Raw genomic sequence first — 21,547 nt, forward strand, 5'->3', positions numbered from 1 at the left:
CTTTTTTTAGTTAAATTTGCAAGGTTTTAAAAGTTAGAAAATCTACTTTAAGACACAAAAAAATCAAGTATAAAATACTTAAATGCTAGTAATGCATAGTATTTTGGAAACATTAAAAAAACAAGATCTTCCTATGAAAGAAGAAATAAAAGCCTATAATAGTGTATTAGAATTGATTGGAAATACACCATTGATCAAATTGAATAAAATTTCAGCTGGTTTAAAAGGTAATTTCTACGCAAAAGTTGAAGCCTTTAATCCAGGCCACTCTACAAAAGACCGTATCGCTTTATATATTATTGAAGAAGCAGAAAAAAGAGGTATTTTAAAACCAGGCGATACGATTATCGAAACTACTTCGGGTAATACGGGATTTAGCTTAGCAATGGTTAGTATTATAAAAGGATATGAATGTATTTTAGCAGTAAGTTCAAAATCATCATTAGACAAAATAGATATGTTGCGTTCAATGGGTGCAAAAGTATATGTTTGTCCAGCAAACGTTTCTGCTGATGATGATCGTTCTTATTATAATGTAGCAAAAAGATTACACGAAGAAACTAAAGGTTCGGTTTATATTAATCAATATTTCAATGAATTGAATGTTGACGCCCATTATAAATCGACAGGTCCTGAAATTTGGGAACAAACAAACGGATTAATTACACATTTAGTAGCTTGTAGTGGAACAGGAGGAACAATTTCTGGAACGGCACGTTTCTTAAAAGAAAAAAATCCAGCTGTTAAAGTATTAGGAGTTGATGCTTTTGGTTCGGTGTTGAAGAAATTCCACGAAACAAAAGAATTTGATAATGATGAAATTTATCCTTACCGTATTGAAGGTTTAGGGAAAAATTTAATTCCATCGGCTACTGATTTTGATATTATTGATAAATTTATCAAAGTGTCAGATGAGCAAAGTGCTCATACTACTAGAGAATTAGCTAAAGTTGAAGGATTATTCGTAGGATATACTTCTGGAGCTGCTTTTCAGGCGGTGAAACAATATGCTGAAGAAGGAGAATTTGATGAAAACAGTAATGTTATTATTATTTTTCCAGACCACGGTTCGCGTTATATGAGTAAAGTATTTAGCGATGAATGGATGAGCGAACAAGGTTTTTTTGACTCAGTAAATAGGGAAGAAGCTTTGAAAATCGAAATTATTAAATAAATAATATACAAATTAATCAATCCTGAGTCAATCGCTCAGGATTTTTTATTGGTACGAACTTCCAAACCCAAATCTATGTTTAAAATAGTTAACATTACTTCCAGTAATTAAAAGAAATGAGCACTTTTGAAATCATAAAACAAACGGCGATTATGCAAATTAAAAGTTTTCTAGTAGTAAAGAATAACAAACGTTCTTGGCATATTCCGTTTTTAGCTGCGCTTTGTGTTGGAATTCCACTTTTTATTGGTTTGTATTTTAATCAGTTGCCTTTGGGATTGTCTGCAAGTATTGGAGGTTTGGTAATTTTATATTATCAACCAGCAATTTCCTTTGGAAGCAGAATGTTGACTTTATTAGTTTGTTCTTTTGGATTTTCTTTGTCCTTAGCCATTGGATTGGGGTTTAGTTTCAATCCCTATATTTCTGCTGTAGTTCTTGGTTTTTTTGCGATGGGAATTAATTGGGTGACCACTTTTTTCAAAACAAAACCACCAGGTAATTTTTTCTTTATAATGATAGCTTCAATGGCAAGTTGTCAACCCTTTCATTTAGAATTAATTCCTGAAAAAATAGGATTTATTTTTCTAGGAACGATGTTAGCTTGTTTTTTGGCATTGTGTCACGGATTATTAACTTTAAAAAAGCAACAAAGCGCAGAAGTTTTAGCTATTCATATCAAAAAAGGTCAATTTGTTTCATTAATTGATTCCGTAGTTATTGGAGTTTTTATTTCGATTTCTTTAATTATTGGTCATTTTTTTGAAATGCAAAACCCTTATTGGATTCCTATTTCTTGTTTGGCAATTTTGCAAGGTATTTCAAGAAATCACGTTTGGGAACGAATGGTCCATCGAATTGTTGGTACGTTTATAGGTATTGGACTTTGCTGGATAATCTTGCAAATTAGCGATACACCTTTAACTATTTGTTTCAGTATTTTTGTATTGCTCTATATTGCAGAAACACTTATTATTAAAAATTATGCTTTAGCTGTGATTTTTATAACACCGATGACTATTTTATTAGCAGAAGTAGGAACTTCGTTTACTTCGAATACGGAAATTATTGTGCCAGCTCGATTTTTAGATATTACCATCGGAAGTGTTTTAGGAGCTATTGGCGGATGGATTATTTATAATCAACGATTTAAAAATAGTGCAGTTAAGCAATTACGAAAAACTAGAATTGTAATTCGTAAAAAATTGTAGTTTGATGGAATAAAAAATCCTCACAAGAAAACTTGGAGGACTTAGTTTTTGAAATAAAGAGCATATTACTCTCCACTTTCTTGCATAGTATGATAAACGTTCATTACGTCATCGTCTTCTTCAATTTTTTCTAATAATTTTTCAACATCAGCTACTTGTTCTGGTGTTAATTCTTTCGTTATTTGCGGAATTCTCTCAAAACCAGAAGATAAAATTTCTAATCCTCTTGATTCCAATTCTTTTTGAATTGTACCGAAACTTTCAAATGGACCATACATTAATATTCCATCATCGTCAGCGAAAATTTCTTCTACACCAAAGTCAATCAATTCTAATTCTAATTCTTCTACATCTTGCCCTTCAGCAGGAATTCTAAAATTACACGTATGATCAAACATAAATTCAACAGAACCTTGTGTTCCAAATGTTCCATTACATTTATTGAAGTAACTTCTAATATTCGCAACAGTTCTGTTGTTGTTGTCTGTTGCTGTTTCCACTAAAATTGCAATTCCGTGCGGTGCATAACCTTCAAATAGTACTTCTTTATAATTAGCAGTATCTTTATCAATTGCTTTTTTAATTGCACGTTCTACATTTTCTTTTGGCATATTTGCTGCCTTAGAATTTTGTATTACTGCTCTTAAACGGGAGTTAGCCTCTGGATTTGGACCACCTTCCTTAACGGCCATAACAATATCTTTTCCAATACGAGTAAACGTTTTTGCCATTGCAGCCCAACGTTTCATTTTTCGTCCTTTTCTAAACTCAAATGCTCTTCCCATTTCTAATTTTATATTTAAAGTTCAAAAAAACAAAAATAAGTTTAAAACTTAGTCTTATTTTTCGAATTGTAATTGAACTTGTTCTTATTATTATTTCTTGTAAAACGGTGTTTTTACTACTTTAGCTTTAACGTCTTTATTTCTAATTCTGATGTAAATTTCAGAATCTGGAGTTGCTAATTCTAATGGAACATATCCCATTCCAATAGCAATTCCTAAAGATGGCGATTGTGTTCCTGAAGTTACAATTCCAACTACGTTTCCGGCTGCATCTGCAATTTCATAATCGTGACGAGGAATTCCTCTCTCTACCATTTCAAAACCTACTAATTTACGTGTAACGCCTGCTTCTTTTTGTTTTTTAAGGTTTTCAGAATTAGTAAATTCTTTCTCAAATTTTGTAATCCAACCTAAACCTGCTTCTAACGGCGACGTTGTATCTGTAATATCATTTCCGTATAAACTGAATCCCATTTCTAGACGTAATGTATCACGAGCTGCTAATCCAATTGGTTTTATGCCAAAAGATGCACCAGCTTCAAAAACTTTATTCCAAATTTCTTCGGCATCTTCGTTTTTGAAGTAAATTTCAAATCCACCAGAACCAGTATAACCCGTAGCCGAAACAATAACGTCATTTTTACCAGCAAATTCTCCAATTTGGAATGTGTAGTAAGGCATATTCGTCAAATCGATAGTGGTCAGAGATTGCATAGCTTCTGCAGCCTTTGGACCTTGAATTGCTAATAAAGAATAGTCTTCAGAAGCATTGATCATCTCCACGCCTAAATCATTATGTTTTGAAATCCAATTCCAATCTTTTTCAATGTTTGAAGCATTAACGACCAACATATAATTGTTGTCAGCGATTTTATAAATGATTAAATCATCTACAATTCCACCTTCATTGTTAGGTAAACAAGAATATTGTGCTTTTCCATCGACTAATTTTGAAGCATCGTTAGAAGCTACTTTTTGGATTAAGGCCAAAGCATTTTCGCCTTTTAAGAAAAATTCTCCCATATGAGAAACATCAAAAACACCAACACCAGTTCTAACAACTTCGTGTTCGATATTTACTCCTTCATATTGTACTGGCATATTGTATCCAGCAAATGGAACCAGTTTTGCTCCTAAACTTTCGTGAATGTGCGTTAACGCTGTATTTTTCATATCAAATGATTGTATTATTTAAAGATGCTAATTTATTGAAAATTCTTAAAATTAGCCCTAGATTTTATCTAAATTTTAAAGTATATTAAATTTGTAATAATATTACTGATAAACCTTGCATTATTCTAATTGTTTGCGGAATTTTGAAGCTTAAATAAGTTGAAATGGAAACTACACATTATATAAGTTCAGAATTATTATCGATTGAAGCAATTAGCGAAGTTATTTACCAAGGAAAAAAATTGGCATTATCAGAAGAAGCTATTGTAAATATTGAAAAATGTAGAAAATATTTAGATGATAAAATGAAATCGAACAGCGGTCCTATTTATGGAATAAATACTGGATTTGGTTCGTTGTGTAATGTGAAAATTTCGAATGAAAACTTATCTAAACTTCAAGAAAATTTAGTAAAATCACATGCTTGTGGAACAGGAGAAGAAGTACCTCATGAAATTGTAAAAATCATGTTATTGCTTAAAATCCAATCTTTAAGTTACGGACATTCTGGTGTTCAATTACTTACTGTGCAGCGTTTGATTGATTTCTATAATAATGATATTTTACCGGTAATATATACTCAAGGATCTTTAGGAGCATCGGGAGATTTAGCTCCCTTAGCACATTTATCATTACCATTATTAGGAGAAGGCGAAGTGTATTATGACGGATTTAGACAACCTACCTCTAAGATTTTAGAAAAAATGGGTTGGACACCAATTATAATGCAATCCAAAGAAGGATTAGCGTTGTTAAATGGAACTCAGTTTATGAGTGCTTATGGTGTTTACTGTTTGATTAAAGCTGATAAATTATCTTATTTTGCAGATGTAATTGGAGCGATTTCGTTAGAAGGTTTCGACGGAAGATTAGAACCCTTTACCGATTTGATTCACTTAGTTCGCCCACATAAAGGACAAATTCAAACGGCAGAACGTTTTAGAGATATTTTAGAAGATAGTGAAATCATAGCACAAGCAAAAGCACACGTTCAAGATCCTTATTCGTTTAGATGTATTCCACAAGTGCACGGTGCGTCGAAAGATGCGATTGAATATGCGAAGAAAGTATTCAAAACAGAGATTAATTCGGTAACAGATAACCCCAATATTTTTGTAGGTGAAGATTTAATAATATCAGGCGGAAATTTCCACGGACAACCTTTAGCTTTAGCTTTAGATTTCTTAGGAATTGCTTTATCGGAATTGGGAAGTATTTCGGAAAGAAGAACGTATCAATTAATTTCAGGATTAAGAGGTTTACCAGCTTTCTTAGTAAATGATCCAGGATTAAATTCGGGTTTTATGATTCCACAATATACGGCGGCAAGTATTGCTAGTCAGAACAAACAATTGGCAACTCCAGCAAGTGTTGACAGTATAGTTTCTTCGAACGGGCAAGAAGATCATGTGAGTATGGGTGCTAACGCAGCTACGAAAACCTTACGAATTGTTGAAAATATTGAACGTATTTTAGCAATTGAATTATTAAATGGCTCGCAAGCTTTAGAATTTAGAAGACCTTTAAAATCAAGTGATTTCATTGAAAGTTTTGTAAAATCATATAGAGAAGACGTTTCTTTTGTAACAGAAGACAGAATTTTTCATTACGACATTGAAAAATCTATTGGTTTCTTAAACAGTTTTCAGATGGATTTAGAGAATTAATAATAGTAATAAATAAAGAAATAGGCGAGTAAATTATACTCGCCTATTTCTTTGTTCAAATAAGTTTCTATTCTTCAATCAAAATATAAAGTAAGAAAAATTCTGCTATTTTATATTTTTGATACCATTCAGCCACATTAATATTTCCTTTAGAAACCTCGCAATAGCCTAAATTCCCTTTGCTCGAATCAATATTAGGTGGTGTAATTAATCCGATTTGTGTTTCATTTCCAATTGTAAAATTAACTTTATCGTTTTCAGATCCACAAACATCACGAAGTAAAAAGGAACCATCTTTATATTTTTTATTTACATCGAAAATTTGTTTGTTGCTAAAATTTGAGAAGAAAAATGCTATTTTTTGGTTGTTTAAAAGTTGTTGCGAAAGGATTGAAAATTTAAAATCTTTTCCGATTGTTGGAAGTCCCTCTAATTTTGTATCAATTACTACTTTTTCAATTTCAATTTTTCCTTTTTTGTATTTTCGGATTATAATTTTAAAATTTTTTCCAATTAATTTTTGAGCGTTTGTAAAACTTATATCTAATTTATCGATTCCTTGAAAACTCTCTAAAGCCCATTTGTTAGAACCTAATTCAGCAGAATCAAATTTAGAAATCATTTCAACTTTATGATCTTGAGCATGTGCTGTTAAAGTGAAAAATGTAAGTATATAAAAAAATAAATTTCATATTTTTAAAAGATAAATTTGATAAATATTTAAAAGTATTAAAAAACTCATTATTTCATGTTCTTTAACACATAAGTAATTAATAAAATTAAGGCTAAAGCTTCTGCCAACATGCCAATAATCAAAGCGATATTACCACCTGGAAAATGCATTATTTTAAATAAAGCACCTGAAATAGTTATAACCATTCCGACAAGAAATAAAACTAAAGGAATTCTTAACTGCTTTTTCATAAAATGTTAATTTTGAACACGGAACTATTTCCACTTAAAGTTTTTCTCAATTGCCTTAATCATTTCACCTGCAATATCTTTATTTGTTGCGCCTTCAATTCCTTCTAATCCTGGCGAAGAGTTCACTTCTAACAATAATGGACCTTTTGATGAACGAATAATATCAACTCCAGCCACTTTTAAATTCATCGCTTTTGCGGCTTTTATTGCAATTCTCTTTTCTTCGGCAGTAACTTTAACTACGGAAGCAGTACCACCCAAATGAATATTTGCTCGGAATTCGCCTGGTAAGGCTTCGCGTTGCATAGCCGCAACAACTTTTCCGTCGACAACGAACAAACGTAAATCTTTACCATTCGCTTCTTTGATGAATTCTTGTACTAAAATGTTTGCATTCAAACTTTTGAAAGCATTAATTACCGATTCGGCTGCTTTTTTAGTTTCTGCCAAAACGACACCTTTACCTTGTGTTCCTTCTAATAATTTCACAATTAGAGGCGAACCACCTACCATTTTAATTAAATCATCGGTATCTAAGGGCGAATTTGCAAATCCGGTTGTTGGAATATCAACACCATGATTTAATAATAATTGTAAAGAGTATAATTTATCTCTCGATTGTGTAATTGCTGAAGAATTATTCAATGCAAAAACCTTTAAGGCTTCAAATTGACGCGTTAAAGCACAACCATAGTAAGTCATACTTGGACGAATTCTTGGAATAACCGCATCAAAATCATTTAAAATTTTTCCGCCACGGTAATGAATTTCGGGTTTGGTAGCGTCTAATTTCATATAACAGTATTTTAGATTTAAGAAGTGCATTTCATGACCTCTTAATTCTCCTGCTTCTATGATTCTTTTATTACTATATAACTCAGGATTACTGGCTAGAACTCCAATTTTTAATCCTTTTTTTACCTCGTTTGGATGATAATAGTATTCTTTAAGTTTTTCATTTGTAGGCTGACCAAGCAAATAACTCTTTTCGGGATCTACCAAAACTCTACCAGACATCGCTTCACGACCAAGTAACATTCGGAATCCCATTGAATCTCTATTAGTTAGAGTAACCTCTATGTCCCAAGTTTTTCCACCAATTTCTAATTTTACTTTAATTACATAGCGTTGTTCTCTAAATCCACTTGAACTTTTTACTACGCGCTTATCCACAAGAGGCGCTTCACAATGAATCACTGCTTTTGCATTATTCTGAATAGGATTGATGTCAAATTTGACCCAATTTTCAGCATTTTTTTCAAAAGTAATAATATTAATTGCATGTAATGCCGAAGTTTTAGCTCCAGAATCTACTCTTGCTTTAATTGTTGGAATCCCCAAAGTAGGGAAGGAACACCATTCTTCACTACCTACAATAACTTTATCTAACATTTTTGACTTTATAAATTCTTATCGAAATTACTATTTTTTTTAATAAGAAGGCTATTTTTTTGAATAAAATAAAAAACGATTTACAGCACCGTATAACTATTATTATAAGAGTTTTATTCGAACTATTTTAACGTAAATTCTAAGAAATTTATTTAAGTAACCAATTTTTAAAGTCATAGAAATTTTGTGGTGCTACACCGTGACCAATTGGATATTCATTATAAGTGACATCCAATCCTAAAGCTTCCAATGCTGGTTTTGCTTTTCTTGCCCAGTCTACAGGAATTACCTGATCTACAGTTCCGTGTGAAATAAAGAATTTCAAGTGAGCAATGGATTTTTTGTCAATATTTTCAGGAATAATATCTAAATTCAAATAACCACTTAAAGCTACAACTTTAGCAATTTTTTCAGGATAGGTTAGGGCAGTAGCATAACTTAAAATTGCACCTTGACTAAAGCCAATTAAATTAATATTGTCCTTGTCGATTGGATATTTAGCGGTAATTTCATCAATAAAACTTGCAATTAACTGTACGGATTCTTTAGCTTCATCATTGTCTGAAAACTTATTCTCGTCGGCATCAAAATGAATGGCATACCAAGCGTGACCGTAAGGTTGTAAATCAAAAGGAGCACGAACAGAAATTACATAATATTCTTTAGGCAATTCTGGTGCAAAAGAAAATAAATCTTCTTCATTACTACCATAACCGTGTAATAATACGATTAACGGATTTTTTTCCAACTTATCTGCTGGTTCTTGAATTAGATACTGTAAGTTCATTATTATATATTTTTAAAAAATTTCTGAAAAAATGGACCTAAAAAAGGTACGATTTTAGTTTCACCATTTAAACAACTGATGAAACCATAAAACCATAAAACGAAAATAAAAACCCAAAAAGAAGCAGTAACCATCCAATTGTCAAAATATCCAATAGGATATCCCAATATAAAGAAGGTTAAAAAGATTCCTAAGGCTTGTCTAATATGGAAACTTGCAAAATTAGTCCGGTTTTCTTCCTGATTCATAAAAATTGCAATTACAGAACCAATTATGGTTATATAACTTATTATTGCAACGTTTTTCCCTTTTTCTATATCGTTCATTTTTTTCTTTTTTACTGCTATTAATTGTTAAGTACCAATTGTCCATTGTTATAAATTCCAATGACTTTTCCTTTCATATTTTGTCCAAGAAAGGCCGAATTTTTAGATTTTGATTGGATTGATTTTTTTGTGAAAGTCCAATCTTCGTCTGTGTTGAATAGCGATATATCAGCTTTATTACCAACAGCAATTGCATTTGATTTTAAGTTGAATACCAGTTTAGTAGCCGTTAATTTCTCAACTACAACTTCAAGTGGTAAAACGGTTAGTAATGCTCCAAAAGCACTTTCTAAGCCAATGGTTCCGTCTTTTGCTAAATCAAATTCCAACTTTTTATGTTCGATGTCAAGCGGATTATGGTCGGAAGTGATGCAATCAATTGTTCCGTCTAAAACCGCTTCGATTAATGCTTTTCGAGTAGCTTCTTCACGTAAAGGAGGTGAAACTTTGTAACGCGTATCAAATCCTGTTAAAACTTCGTCGTTTAAAACAAGATTATGAACGGTAACGCTACAACTTACCTCTAAACCTTTGGCTTTAGCTTCTTTAATTAATTGAATACTTCCTTGTGTGGAAATGGTTGGAATGTGTAATTTTCCACCCGTATATTCTAATAAAAATAGATTTCTCGCTACGTGTAATTCTTCCGCCAAAGCTGGAATTCCTTTTAAGCCTAATCTAGTACTAATAATTCCTTCGTTTGCAATTCCGGAACCTTTTAAAGTACTATCTTGACAAAAAGCAATTACTAATCCGTCAAAATCTTGCACATATTGTAAGGCTATTTTTTGCAGATTTGCATTTTGTAACGCTTTTTTGTAATCACCAAAAGCAATTGCTCCAGCGTTTTTCATATCGAATAATTCAGCCAAATCAATGCCTTCACTTCCACGAGTTAAAGCACCAATAGGATACAAATTTGTCGCTTGATTTCTAGCTTTATCCATTACAAATCGGATTTGCGATTGATTGTCTAGCACTGGATTTGAATTGGGTTGCAAAGCTACAGCTGTAAAACCACTTTTTGAAGCCACTTTTAGACCATTTTCTATGGTTTCGCGTTCTTCATAACCTGGTTCGCCGAAAGAAACCGAAGGATCCATCCAACCTTGTGAAAGATGAAGATTTGGAACTTCAACCAATTCAAAATCAGTCGTATTTATAATTTCTTTTTCTATTGCTGTAATCGTGCCGTTTTCAATTTTTAAATCCATTGTTTGCAAGTGAAATGGACTTGATGGATCGATTATTTTAGCTTGTTTTAAAATAACATTTGTCATTTTATAAATTTTTGGATTAGTAGTTCAATGAGTAAAAATAGTAGTGTTGCTAGAATAAAACCTTTCCAAATTTCATTACTTGTGCGTTCGGAAGCAATATCATTTAAAACGGTTGTTATGTTATTTACTTTGGTGAATTTTTCAAATGTAGCCGAAGTTTCTTGCTGTAAATCACTCTCAGTTCTTGGATAATTAAAACTAATTTTTTTCAAAAGCTCACTTCCTTTTGTTACCTCAAAATTTCCGGCTTGTTCGGGATAGTCGCCAAATGATAATTTACATTTCGTATTCAAAATTTGTTGCATTGGTATGAAACTATAGCCTTCTTTTCCTACAGAAATCACTTCTTCTTTGGCTAAAATAGTTTCTAAGATAAGGTTTTCATTTTCTCCGATTGTGAAAGCGTTAATTCCTGTTTTACCTTGGTTTTGTCCCATTTTATAAAAAGTAGGTACAATTAATGGTGCGTTTTGAAAATTACTGTTCTGTTTGTTAATTGGCGCCGAAAAAGCGTAAAAAGATCCTAATCTGTTGGTTGTTGAGCCTAAAAACAAAGAATTATCTTCAAACTGCAACACAGCAATTAATCCAGATAAACCGAAGCTTTCTTTCGTTTTTGGATACTGGAAATTTGTGACTTTTTTCTCAAAAACAGTTTGATAAACAGGATGACTAAAGTTGATTTTTGTGATTTGCTTTTCAGTGTTTACTAAATTTGAATATTGAAGTCCGCCAAAATTCTTAGCAAATGTATTTAGAGTTATAGTTGAATTTTTAGCACTTGGAATTAAAATTACATTACCGCCTTTTTCGTAAAACGATTTTAAAGTAGTTCCCAAAGCAATTGGCAAATCTTCCAATTCATTCAAAATAATAGCTTCCTGATTTTCGATTTGATTATAATCTAAAGTGCTTACCTCCGAACTTGTAAAATTGAATTCATCCGAAGTGAAAATACGACTTAAGAAATTGTTTTTTTCCAAAGTTCCAATGGCTAAAACATTGCCTTTTTTAGGTTTTGAAATGCTCATATAAAAGTCATTGTCATAACTTAAACTGTTGTCTTCAATGCTAATTTTACCGTGAAAATCTTGTTTTGGAATGGTAATAGTGATTTCAGCTTCATTTTTCTCAAATTTGGCTATCGTCTTTGCAATTGCTTTTTCTTCATTAAACACGGATAATGGAATTTCATTTTTTAGATCTCCAAATGCTTTTAAAGTGATTTTTAATTCATAAAACTGATCTAAAACCTGCGAAATGATTACTTTGTCAATACTAACGTTATTTTTATTTACGGCTTTAGGCTGAATGAAATAAACCACATTATTATCGGATAAATTTTCCGCTTTTTTACTGTTAGATTGAATGGCATCTGTAATGATGACGTAATCTTTTTTAGTGTTTTTCTTTTTGGTTTCTACTTGATTAATCAAATAATCCAATTGAAAAGGCATCGCCGAATAATTTAGATTTTGAATTTCTTTTTGAATGGATTTAATATCGGTGTCCCAAAAAACTTCGGAATTCGACAATAACGAAAACTGTTGGTTTTCAGGTAATTCTTCTAATAATTCTTGGATAATTCTTTTCAGTAATTCGCCTTTTGCACCTTTGGCTTGCATTGAAAACGAATTGTCTAATAAAATGATTAGTTCATTTCCTTTGTTTGTCGTGTCTTTTGCTTTGAAAAAAGGTTGGGCAAAGGCTAAAATCAAACAAGCCAACAATAATAATCGGGTTGCTAACAAAAGCCATTTTTTGATTTTAGAACTTTTTCGGGTTTGCGTTTGAAGTTCTTTCAGCAGTTTTACATTGGTAAAATACTCTTTTTTAAATCGGCGTAATTGAAATAAATGCACCAAAATTGGTATCACCAACAGAAAAAGAAAGTAGAGTATTTCCGGATGTTTAAACTGCATTTAATTTTAGAATTTGTCAAAAATACGAAATACAAATGATAATTCAGAATTTAGAATTTACAAATTGTCACTTCCTTTTGAATAGTATTATATTTTGCAAAACTGACCAATGAAAATGGCTCACCGCTGACTATTTCTTCTTTCTCTTTTCGTCTCTTTTACGTTCGATATTTCTATTTCTAGATTCGGTTTTTCTAGGTTTACGTTTTCCAGGACCACCAAGATTGACCTTTGCGTTTTTTTCTTTTTTCTTATGAAAAGCTTCTCCACCTTCTTTTTTAGGGGTTTTCAACAAGAATTTCATTTTCTTTTTTTCCTTTTCGAAATCCAAATAGCGTTCTTCTATTTTTACTTCTTCAGGTAAAGGAACTTCTTTGATTTCGGTATTCATCAAAAGTTCCACTTCAATTTTAATTTCTTCTTCACTTGGCGAAACTAAACTGATTGCAATACCTGTTTTGTCAGCACGACCGGTTCTACCGATTCTGTGCATGTATTTTTCAGGTTCTGTAGTAAATTGTAAGTTGATAACGTGCGTAATATCAGAAATATCTAATCCACGCGCCATGATATCAGTAGTTACCAAACCTCGTAATTCTCCTCTTTGGAAAGAAGCCATCGTATTTAAACGATAATTTTGTGATTTATTTGAGTGAATAACGCCAAATTCTCCCGGAAATGCTTCTTCAAGCGTATCAGAAACCAATTCTACTATACGTTTGTTGTTCACGAAAATCAGCACACGTTCCATAGTTTCGGTCGTAGCGATAATGTGTTTTAAAGCATTTAATTTGGTAAGGAAATTCGGAACTTTATAGATTAATTGTTCAATTTGCTCTAATGGTGTTCCACTTGCAGCTAAGGAAACTTCTTCTGGGAATTCAAAATATTCATCTAACATGGCATCTACTTCTTCGGTCATTGTTGCCGAGAATAAGATGTTCTGTTTTTTGCCTCGCATCATCGATAAAATAGAGGTCAATTGAGTTCTAAATCCTAAGTTTAATATTTCATCAAACTCATCAATTACTAATTTCTGTAAGCAATCAAATCGTAAAACACCATCTAAACCTAAATCCATTACACGACCAGGAGTTCCGACTAAAATATCGACACCCATTGCTAAATTTTTACGTTGCGTGTTGATGTTCACACCACCATAAATTCCAAGCGTTTTCACACTCATATATTTGGTTAGTTTCTCCACTTCTGCAGCAACTTGAACTACTAATTCACGCGTTGGAACTAAAATAACAACTCTTGGCGATTCGTTATCTTGGAATTTCCATTGTTTTAAAAGAGGTAGTAAATAAGCTAAGGTTTTACCGGTTCCGGTTTGTGCAATTCCCATCATATCTCTACCGGAAAGGATTACGGAATGCGATTTTTCTTGAATAGGAGTAGGATGAACAAATCCTAATTCGTCTAATGCTTTTTGTAATGATTTTGGTAAATCGAATTCGAGAAAGGTTTTCATTGAAATTTTATTTTGCGCAAATGTACGTATTAATTATTTAGGGATGTGATGTAAGTAGCGAGTTTCGAATGATTTTAGATCTTTTTGACTTCAATTTAGCAAAGGTTTTTTATTATTAATTTTCGAAAACTTATTGAATTAACCTTATAAAACTGAATTCTTGTACTTATATTTGACAATGGAATTAGCAGAAAAAATTTCAAAAGCATTAGGTTTGCTGTTTATCAATCTAAATGAACTTGGAGGAAATGTTTGCTTTGTAAACAATAATGATGAATTACGCCCTGAATTTAAAGAAATTTTCACGACAAAAGATTTATTAAATTATGAATATGCTCTTTTATATTCAGAGAATTACAGAGCAGATTTAATTGATGAAGTGCTACCAAAAGATCCAGTAACTTTTTGGAAGTTAGTGGCATTAGGTAGTATTTTGAAAGCTACTAGGTAAGAGAAATTTCGCAGTTTTTATAATTTTTTTTTAAAACGATCTAAAATTACACTAAATTTGACTTTCTTGAGTTAATAGGACATATGAATTTTAAAATTGTATTGTTGTCGGTTTTTCTTAGCTGTTTTTTCGCTTCGTCCGCAACGGCTCAAGTGAAAGAACCGCAGAAGGATAGCACCGCTATTTATAAGGAGATTCAAACTTACGCTAAAACTAGTAAATTCAAGAAATTTGTTTATAAATTGATCTTTCGGTCTTCGGCTTTAGAAACAAAAAAAAAAGCAGCTGAGAAACCAGAAAAATCGGTTATCACAAAAAAAACAAATGGGAAAATAGTGCGAAATATCATTATTGAAACTCTTGATCCTATTGGGTATTCTGTGAATGATATAAAAAGAGTACCTAGAAATAGATTTGAACGATTTGGGAATAGTATGCACAACAAAACCAAAGCGTTTGTGATTAAAAAATTATTATTGGTTGAAGAAAATGGTATTTGCGATTCTATATTACTGAAAGAATCTGAACGTTTGATAAGAAGTCAACGATTTGTTAGAGAAGTTTCTGTAACGCCTATTTATTTAGATTCAAAAAACGATTCAATTGATATAAAAATTAGAGTTTTAGATTCTTGGAGTTTAGTTCCAGATGGTACTATTTCCAATACTAAGAGTAGAATAAAAATTATTGAACGTAATATTTTTGGTTTCGGACATCAGTTGAGTGGTGAAGTGGGCAACAAATTTTCACCAAGTGAGCATGATTATAATTTCAAATATTCAGTTCCTAATATCATTAACACTTATATCCGTTTCGATTTAGAATATGAAAAAGAATTTAATGACGATAGCAAGCGTAAAGTGAGTTTAAACCGTCCCTTTTATTCAGTTTTCACCAAAGATGCTGGAGGAATTAGTTTTGAAAATACTGTTTATAGTGAAGCAATTCCTATTCTAGACTCTTTAGTAAATTCTGTAACCAAATATGAAATTCAAGATTATTGGTATGGACATGCTTTCAAAATTACCAATCCGAGTTGGGGAGAAACAAAATATATTAATTTGGTTGCAGCGGTTTCTTTTAATCGAAAAGCGTATTTGACATCGCCAGGTGCAATTTTAGATCCGACTAATTTTTTTGCTTCCGAGAAAAATTCAATTGGTTATATTGGTCTTTCTCGACAAAAATATTACCAAGATAATTATATTTTTAATTTCAACATTACTGAGGACGTCCCTTACGGTGAAAAAATTTCTTTAGTTTTTGGTCATCAACAAAAAAATAGTGGCTCACGATTTTATTCTGGGATCACCCTTGCGCAAGGGAAAAGATATTCCTTTGGTTATTTAAGAGCCTTTACAGAATGGGGAAGTTTTTATAACCACGGCATAACAGAACAAACGGCATTTAAAGTAGGAGCGAGTTATTATAGTCCGTTAAGACATATGGGCACTTGGCGTGTTAGACATTTTATCAAGCCAACTTATATATGGGGGAATAACAGAGATGAATCCTTTAAAGATCAATTGCGATTGAATGACTATTATGGAATTGAGGGTTTTGATAGTCAAGCTTACGGTACTCAAAAATGGGTTGTATCGTTACAAACGCAATCCTATATGCCCGGAAATTGGAATGGATTTCGTTTCAGTCCTTATATAAACATTACTGCAGGTTCTTTAGCCGCTAGAAATGCATTTTTTGATAGTAAAGTATATTCAAAATTTACGTTGGGTATTCAGATTAACAACGACTATTTAGTTTTTAGTAGTTTCCAAATTTCATTTTCATATTATCCAACAATTCCTTTTGAAGGAGATAATATCTTTAAAACTAATAATTTTTCTAATGACGATTTTATCATAGAAGATTATATGTTAGGTAAACCACAGTATATTCGGTACGAATAAAATAAAATTAAAAACACACTTTTCAGAATTAACTCAATAGCGTGTTTGGAAGTATGAAAAGCACATTTAATTAGATTGTCATTGAAAATAACTTTGTTTCTGGCGCTTTTCTGATTAATCTTAAATCAAAGGCCATACAAATATTTCTTACGAATGGCTTTCCTTTTTCGGTTACTGTGATGCCATCCGATATAAACGATAGTAAACCATCGACTTCCATTTCTTTTAAGCTTTTATGAATTTCATTTAGTTCTGTAAATTTCATAGCTTCATCTTTCCAAGAAGTAGTAAATTTACACATTAAGTTAAGAATATGTTTTCTGATTACTAAATCTTCCGAATTTAATAAATGGCCTTTAAAAACAGGTAATTCTTTAGCTTCCAATCTTGCATAATAATCTTCAATAGATTTTTCATTTTGAGCAAAGCTATACCAACTATCACTAATGGATGAAACGCCTAAACCAATCATTAATTTTGTCTTTGAAGCAGTATATCCCATAAAATTCCGATGTAAATTTCCTTCTTTAAAAGATTCAAACATGCTATCATTTTCTAGGGCAAAATGATCCATTCCTATTTCTAAATAACCGTTTTGAGCTAATCGTTTTTTACCCTCTTCATACAATTTTCTCTTTTCATCGTCTTTTGGTAGATCTTCATCCTTAAAACCACGTTGTCCATTTCCTTTAATCCACGGCACGTGCGCATAACTATAAAAAGCCAATCGATCTGGTTGTAATGATTTTGTTTTATCAATAGTATCTTGAACATCTTGTAAAGTTTGAAATGGTAATCCAAAAATTAAATCGTGTCCAATAGAAGTGAAACCAATTTCTTTTGCCCAGAAAGTAACTTTTGCCACATTATGAAAAGGCTGAATTCTATGTATTGCAAGTTGTACTTTATCTGAATAATCTTGCACGCCAAAACTGACTCTTCTAAATCCTAAATCATACAAAGTTTGTAAATGATCGCGCGTAGTATTGTTAGGATGTCCTTCAAAACTAAATTCATAACCTATTGCTCTGTCTGCCGATTTAAAAATTCCGTCGATAAGAAATTTTAAATTTTCTGGTGAGAAAAAAGTTGGTGTGCCGCCACCTAAATGAATTTCTTTAATGTTGGGTTTCGTCGGTAATAAATCGCAATATATTTTCCATTCATTTAAAACCGCAAGAATGTATGGATCTTCAACTTCGTGCCGTTTTGTAATTCGTTTATTGCAACCGCAAAAGGTGCACAAGCTCTCACAAAAAGGCAAATGAATATATAAACTAATACCTTCTGAAGTATTAGATTCTTCAAAGGATTGCAATAGGGTGCGCTTCCAATCTTCTACATGAAATAAATCTTCTTCCCAATAGGGAACGGTAGGATAGCTCGTATATCGAGGTCCTGGAACATTATATTTTTGAACAAGTGAGAGTTGCATAAGGAATACTTTTTTTCGAATAACAAATGTAGTGTAAGGTATAAAAATAAAAAATGATAATTATCATATCAAACTTATGTAACATTTATTACAAAAAACAGCTAATGAAATTTATATCTTTGACTTGTAAAACAGTAAAATATGAATGCAAAATTTAATGAAATTATACAATCGAACCAACTGGTTTTGATTGACTTTTTTGCCGATTGGTGTGGTCCTTGCAAAATGATGTCCCCGGTTTTACAAGAAGTAAAAGGAATTCTCAGGGATGATGTTAAAATTATTAAAATTAATGTGGACCAACATCAAGATTTGGCTAGCGAATTTATGGTTAGAGGTGTTCCTACATTAATTTTATTTAAATCAGGCAAAATGTTATGGCGTCAATCGGGTGTTTTAAGTGTTAAAGATTTGGTTTCGATTGTTCAAAACCATCTAAATTAATATTTTTTCGTATATTTATAATTCTTAAAATAATAGAAGATGAAAAAAATGATAGGTTTAATGGTTATATTTTTAAGTTTAAACTCTTGTATTAAAAAACCAGTCGAAGGAGTTAGAGTTGTTGATGTTACTACTTATGAAACACAATTGAAACAGCCAAACATTCAACTAATTGATGTAAGAACTCCGGCGGAATATGCAGAAGGTCATATTGCAAATTCTAAAAATATTAATATAACTGGTGAAGATTTTGATGAACAAGTTGCTTTATTAAACAAATCTAAACCTGTAATGCTGTATTGCAAATCAGGAATGAGAAGTGCCAAAGCATCTTTACGTTTAAAAGAACTTGGTTTTGAAAATATCACTGATTTAGAAGGCGGATTCAACAATTGGAGCGAATCTGGTAAACCAATTCAAGAATAACTATAATATGATTTCTTGGCACGATTTTGAAAAAGTAGAAATGCGCGTTGGAACAATTATAGCTGTTGCTAATTTTCCAAAAGCGCATAAACCAGCTTACCAATTGACCATCGATTTTGGACCAGAAGTGGGAATAAAAAAGACTTCAGCTCAGATTACAAAACAATATAAGAAGGAAGAGTTGCTTCAGAAACAAATTGTAGCGGTAGTAAATTTTCCCAAAAAGCAAATTGCGGATTTTATAAGCGAATGCTTAATTTTGGGTAGCCTTGGTGATGAAAATAATATTGTATTACTATCTTCAGATAAACCCGTTTCAAATGGTTTACGAGTTGGATAGAAAATCCCAAATTCATTAAGAATTTGGGATTTTTTTTATCTTAATTTCTTTTATTAAATATCTTCAAATTCGATATTTGTAAAGCTTTCAGTTGACTTTATTTCTTCAATATCTGATGGATATGTTTCTCTCTTGAAATCTTTTTGATGTCTTTCAGAAATTACTTCTTCGCCTTTTTGATCTAGAACAAAATCAGTCATTTCGTCTAAAATTTCTTTAAAAGCAGCAAAATCTTCTTTGTATAAATAGATTTTATGCTTTTTAAAATGGAATGAACCATCCTCCTCTGTGAATTTTTTACTTTCAGTAATTGTGATATAGTAATCATCCGCTTTAGTTGATCTAATATCAAAGAAATACGTTCTTCTTCCCGCTCGCAATACTTTAGAAAAAATCTCTTCTTTTTCTAACATTTCATTTTCTCTCATAATCCCTACTATCAAATTAATTAGTTATAGCATTTCAAAAATCTAAAAAATAAATGGATTAAACAAAAGTTTAGCTAGTTTCTTTTTCAGAAAGTTGTTTGAGGTATAATTCTTTATAATAGCCATTTTGTTCTAACAGTTGACTGTGAGTACCTTGTTCAATGATTTCCCCTTCTTCAAGAATTAAAATATGGTCTGCGTTTTTAGCTGAAGATACTCTGTGACTTACAATAATTGTTGTTTTATCTTTGCAATAAGCTAATAAATTGTTCAAAATTGTTTCTTCGGTTTCGGTATCAACAGCACTTAAACAATCATCTAAAAGTAAGATTGGTGCATTTTTGATTAAGGCTCTTGCAATAGAAACGCGTTGTTTTTGTCCTCCAGAAAGTGTAATGCCTCGTTCACCTAAAACGGTTTCATATTTCTCTTTAAAAGTTATAATATTTTCGTGAACTACTGCTTTTTTAGCCGCTGCAATTACTTGTTCATCTGTTGCATTTTCATTTCCAAATTTAATATTATTCTTAATACTGTCGGAAAACAAAAAAGAATCTTGAGGCACAACGCTAATTTGATTTCTTAAATCATATAAATTCAAAGAAGTAATATCTTTGTTATCGATTGTAATTTCTCCATCAGTTGTATCGTATAATCTACTAATTAAAGTTAAAATTGTTGATTTTCCAGAACCGGTTTTTCCAAATATTGCAAGTGTTTTTCCTTTCTTAATTTCGAATGAAATATTATTCAGCGCTTTAATTTGTGTGTCTTCATATATGAATGAAACATTTTTAAAAGCAATATTACCTTCAATAATAGAATTTCCAACTGCAGTATTTTTGATTTTTGGCTCTTCTTTCAAGAATTCATTAATACGTTCTTGCGAGGCTTCGGCCTCTTGTACTAACGAAGAAACCCATCCTAAAGAAGCAACTGGCCAAGTTAACATATTGATATATAGGATAAATTGTGCAATCACACCAATACTGCTAATTTCAGGATCATTATTCATGTACATTGAACCACCAACAAAAACCACTACCAAATTACTCAAGCCTATTAATAAAATCATTAATGGACCAAATAGCGAGTTCATTTTTGCCAAATCCATAGCTTTTTTCTTACTTTCGCTCGTTAAATCAAGGAATTCTTTTTCTTTTTTGTCCTCAATTGCGTAGGCTTTAATTACACGAATTCCTGAGAAAATTTCTTGCGTAATTGAAAACAAATTCGATAAGTTTTTTTGAAAAGCACTACTTCTTTTATGAATCTCTGAACTAATTTTAAAAATACTATACGATAATAATGGTAATGGTAGTAAAGAATATAGCGTTAATTTTGGTGAAATGTTATACATATATATCACTACAATCGTAAATCGCATAAAAGTATTTAAAGAATACATAACGGCAGGACCAACATACATTCTAACTTTTCCCACATCTTCACTAATCCTATTCATTAAATCTCCAGTACGGTTTCGTTTATAAAAATCTTGTGAAAGATTTTGATAATGATTAAAGATTTCATTTTTCAAATCAAACTCCACGTAACGAGACATCACTATTAATGTTTGACGCATTAAAAAAGTAAAAAATCCAGCTATTATTGTGGTAGCTAGAATGTAAAATATATTTTTTAATAGCGTAGCTTTAAGAAGTGAAATATCTTTTGAAGATGATTTTACGAATTCCTCTATAACCTTTATTGAATTTCCAATTAGTTCCGGAGTGAACAAAGAAAAAACTTGTGCGATTATAGTTATAAATAAGCCTAACAGGAAGCGATATTTATATTTGATAAAGTATTTGTTTAAATATTGTAATTCTTTCATAGTATTTATAAATGTTGTGTTTTTTTCGTATTTATTTCGTCAATTTTTTCATTTATTGACAATAAGGTATTACGAATTATTACTACATTTCTTTGCTAAATTATTAAAAAAAATATAATTCAATGAATCATTTTAAAATTATTCGTAATATTGTCGTT

Annotated in this window: 21 protein-coding genes; 8 read left to right on the forward strand and 13 right to left on the reverse strand. The window is 31.4% G+C overall.

Going from position 1 to position 21,547, the window contains the following annotated elements; genetic code table 11:
- Positions 1-133 precede the first annotated feature (133 nt).
- Both capA and T1L09_RS06105 read left to right on the forward strand, forming a co-directional pair.
- Positions 134-1,174, forward strand: a complete 1,041-nt coding sequence (gene capA, locus T1L09_RS06100) for a cysteate synthase (RefSeq protein WP_322550070.1) — start codon at positions 134-136, stop codon at positions 1,172-1,174.
- 116 nt (positions 1,175-1,290) lie between these two features.
- Positions 1,291-2,385, forward strand: coding sequence for an FUSC family protein (locus T1L09_RS06105; protein ID WP_322550071.1), 1,095 nt, complete (start codon positions 1,291-1,293; stop codon positions 2,383-2,385).
- Positions 2,386-2,450: 65 nt separating this feature from the next.
- Here the strand turns inward: T1L09_RS06105 and T1L09_RS06110 are convergent, their stop codons facing one another.
- Together T1L09_RS06110 and gcvT are read right to left on the reverse strand one after the other, a co-directional pair.
- Complete coding sequence (locus T1L09_RS06110) at positions 2,451-3,170, reverse strand: YebC/PmpR family DNA-binding transcriptional regulator (protein WP_322550072.1); 720 nt, start codon at positions 3,168-3,170, stop codon at positions 2,451-2,453.
- A gap of 90 nt (positions 3,171-3,260) precedes the next feature.
- Positions 3,261-4,343, reverse strand: a complete 1,083-nt coding sequence (gene gcvT, locus T1L09_RS06115) for a glycine cleavage system aminomethyltransferase GcvT (RefSeq protein WP_322550073.1) — start codon at positions 4,341-4,343, stop codon at positions 3,261-3,263.
- Positions 4,344-4,507: 164 nt separating this feature from the next.
- Here gcvT and hutH point away from each other — a divergent pair, with 164 nt between their 5' ends.
- Positions 4,508-6,010, forward strand: a complete 1,503-nt coding sequence (gene hutH, locus T1L09_RS06120; RefSeq protein ID WP_322550074.1) for a histidine ammonia-lyase — start codon at positions 4,508-4,510, stop codon at positions 6,008-6,010.
- A gap of 67 nt (positions 6,011-6,077) precedes the next feature.
- Here the strand turns inward: hutH and T1L09_RS06125 are convergent, their stop codons facing one another.
- From T1L09_RS06125 to T1L09_RS06160, 8 genes are all read right to left on the reverse strand, one after another.
- A complete protein-coding gene (locus T1L09_RS06125) occupies positions 6,078-6,632 on the reverse strand; it encodes a hypothetical protein (RefSeq protein WP_322550075.1) in 555 nt (184 codons plus the stop codon).
- A 119-nt stretch (positions 6,633-6,751) separates the two neighbouring features.
- Positions 6,752-6,934, reverse strand: a complete 183-nt coding sequence (locus T1L09_RS06130) for a GldL-related protein (RefSeq protein ID WP_322550076.1) — start codon at positions 6,932-6,934, stop codon at positions 6,752-6,754.
- 24 nt (positions 6,935-6,958) lie between these two features.
- A complete protein-coding gene (gene rimK / locus T1L09_RS06135; RefSeq protein ID WP_322550077.1) occupies positions 6,959-8,326 on the reverse strand; it encodes a 30S ribosomal protein S6--L-glutamate ligase in 1,368 nt (455 codons plus the stop codon).
- A 148-nt stretch (positions 8,327-8,474) separates the two neighbouring features.
- Entirely contained in the window at positions 8,475-9,113 is a 639-nt protein-coding gene (locus T1L09_RS06140; protein ID WP_322550078.1) for an alpha/beta hydrolase, read from the reverse strand.
- A gap of 2 nt (positions 9,114-9,115) precedes the next feature.
- Entirely contained in the window at positions 9,116-9,439 is a 324-nt protein-coding gene (locus T1L09_RS06145) for a hypothetical protein (protein ID WP_322550079.1), read from the reverse strand.
- A 20-nt stretch (positions 9,440-9,459) separates the two neighbouring features.
- Positions 9,460-10,719, reverse strand: a complete 1,260-nt coding sequence (locus T1L09_RS06150; protein ID WP_322550080.1) for a dihydroorotase — start codon at positions 10,717-10,719, stop codon at positions 9,460-9,462.
- Positions 10,716-12,641, reverse strand: a complete 1,926-nt coding sequence (locus T1L09_RS06155) for a vWA domain-containing protein (RefSeq protein ID WP_322550081.1) — start codon at positions 12,639-12,641, stop codon at positions 10,716-10,718. Before T1L09_RS06155 ends, T1L09_RS06150 begins: the two co-directional genes overlap by 4 nt.
- 130 nt (positions 12,642-12,771) lie before the next feature.
- On the reverse strand, positions 12,772-14,118 hold the full coding sequence (locus tag T1L09_RS06160; protein ID WP_322550082.1) for a DEAD/DEAH box helicase: 1,347 nt from the start codon (positions 14,116-14,118) through the stop codon (positions 12,772-12,774).
- 178 nt (positions 14,119-14,296) lie between these two features.
- Here T1L09_RS06160 and T1L09_RS06165 point away from each other — a divergent pair, with 178 nt between their 5' ends.
- Together T1L09_RS06165 and T1L09_RS06170 are read left to right on the forward strand one after the other, a co-directional pair.
- A complete protein-coding gene (locus T1L09_RS06165; RefSeq protein ID WP_322550083.1) occupies positions 14,297-14,569 on the forward strand; it encodes a hypothetical protein in 273 nt (90 codons plus the stop codon).
- Positions 14,570-14,652: 83 nt separating this feature from the next.
- The gene (locus T1L09_RS06170; protein WP_322550084.1) at positions 14,653-16,479 is read left to right on the forward strand and encodes a BamA/TamA family outer membrane protein; all 1,827 of its coding nucleotides are present in this window, start codon (positions 14,653-14,655) and stop codon (positions 16,477-16,479) included.
- A 70-nt stretch (positions 16,480-16,549) separates the two neighbouring features.
- Here T1L09_RS06170 and hemN read toward each other — a convergent pair whose 3' ends face one another.
- Positions 16,550-17,914 carry an oxygen-independent coproporphyrinogen III oxidase gene (hemN, locus tag T1L09_RS06175; protein WP_322550085.1) on the reverse strand — a complete coding sequence of 455 codons (1,365 nt, stop codon included), beginning with the start codon at positions 17,912-17,914 and terminating at the stop codon, positions 16,550-16,552.
- Between the two features lie 141 nt (positions 17,915-18,055).
- Between hemN and trxA the strand changes: the two genes are divergently transcribed.
- The 3 genes from trxA to T1L09_RS06190 are packed head-to-tail and all read left to right on the forward strand — an operon-like array spanning position 18,056 to position 19,124.
- The gene (gene trxA / locus T1L09_RS06180) at positions 18,056-18,358 is read left to right on the forward strand and encodes a thioredoxin (RefSeq protein WP_322550086.1); all 303 of its coding nucleotides are present in this window, start codon (positions 18,056-18,058) and stop codon (positions 18,356-18,358) included.
- 39 nt (positions 18,359-18,397) lie between these two features.
- Complete coding sequence (locus T1L09_RS06185; RefSeq protein ID WP_322550087.1) at positions 18,398-18,784, forward strand: rhodanese-like domain-containing protein; 387 nt, start codon at positions 18,398-18,400, stop codon at positions 18,782-18,784.
- Positions 18,785-18,791: 7 nt separating this feature from the next.
- Complete coding sequence (locus tag T1L09_RS06190) at positions 18,792-19,124, forward strand: tRNA-binding protein (protein WP_322550088.1); 333 nt, start codon at positions 18,792-18,794, stop codon at positions 19,122-19,124.
- Positions 19,125-19,177: 53 nt separating this feature from the next.
- Here the strand turns inward: T1L09_RS06190 and T1L09_RS06195 are convergent, their stop codons facing one another.
- On the reverse strand, positions 19,178-19,552 hold the full coding sequence (locus tag T1L09_RS06195) for a PUR family DNA/RNA-binding protein (protein WP_322550089.1): 375 nt from the start codon (positions 19,550-19,552) through the stop codon (positions 19,178-19,180).
- 70 nt (positions 19,553-19,622) lie between these two features.
- On the reverse strand, positions 19,623-21,389 hold the full coding sequence (locus T1L09_RS06200; RefSeq protein ID WP_322550090.1) for an ABC transporter ATP-binding protein: 1,767 nt from the start codon (positions 21,387-21,389) through the stop codon (positions 19,623-19,625).
- Positions 21,390-21,547 lie beyond the last annotated feature (158 nt).

The organism is Flavobacterium psychraquaticum (assembly GCF_034497725.1).
GTDB classification, from domain to species: Bacteria; Bacteroidota; Bacteroidia; order Flavobacteriales; family Flavobacteriaceae; genus Flavobacterium; species Flavobacterium psychraquaticum.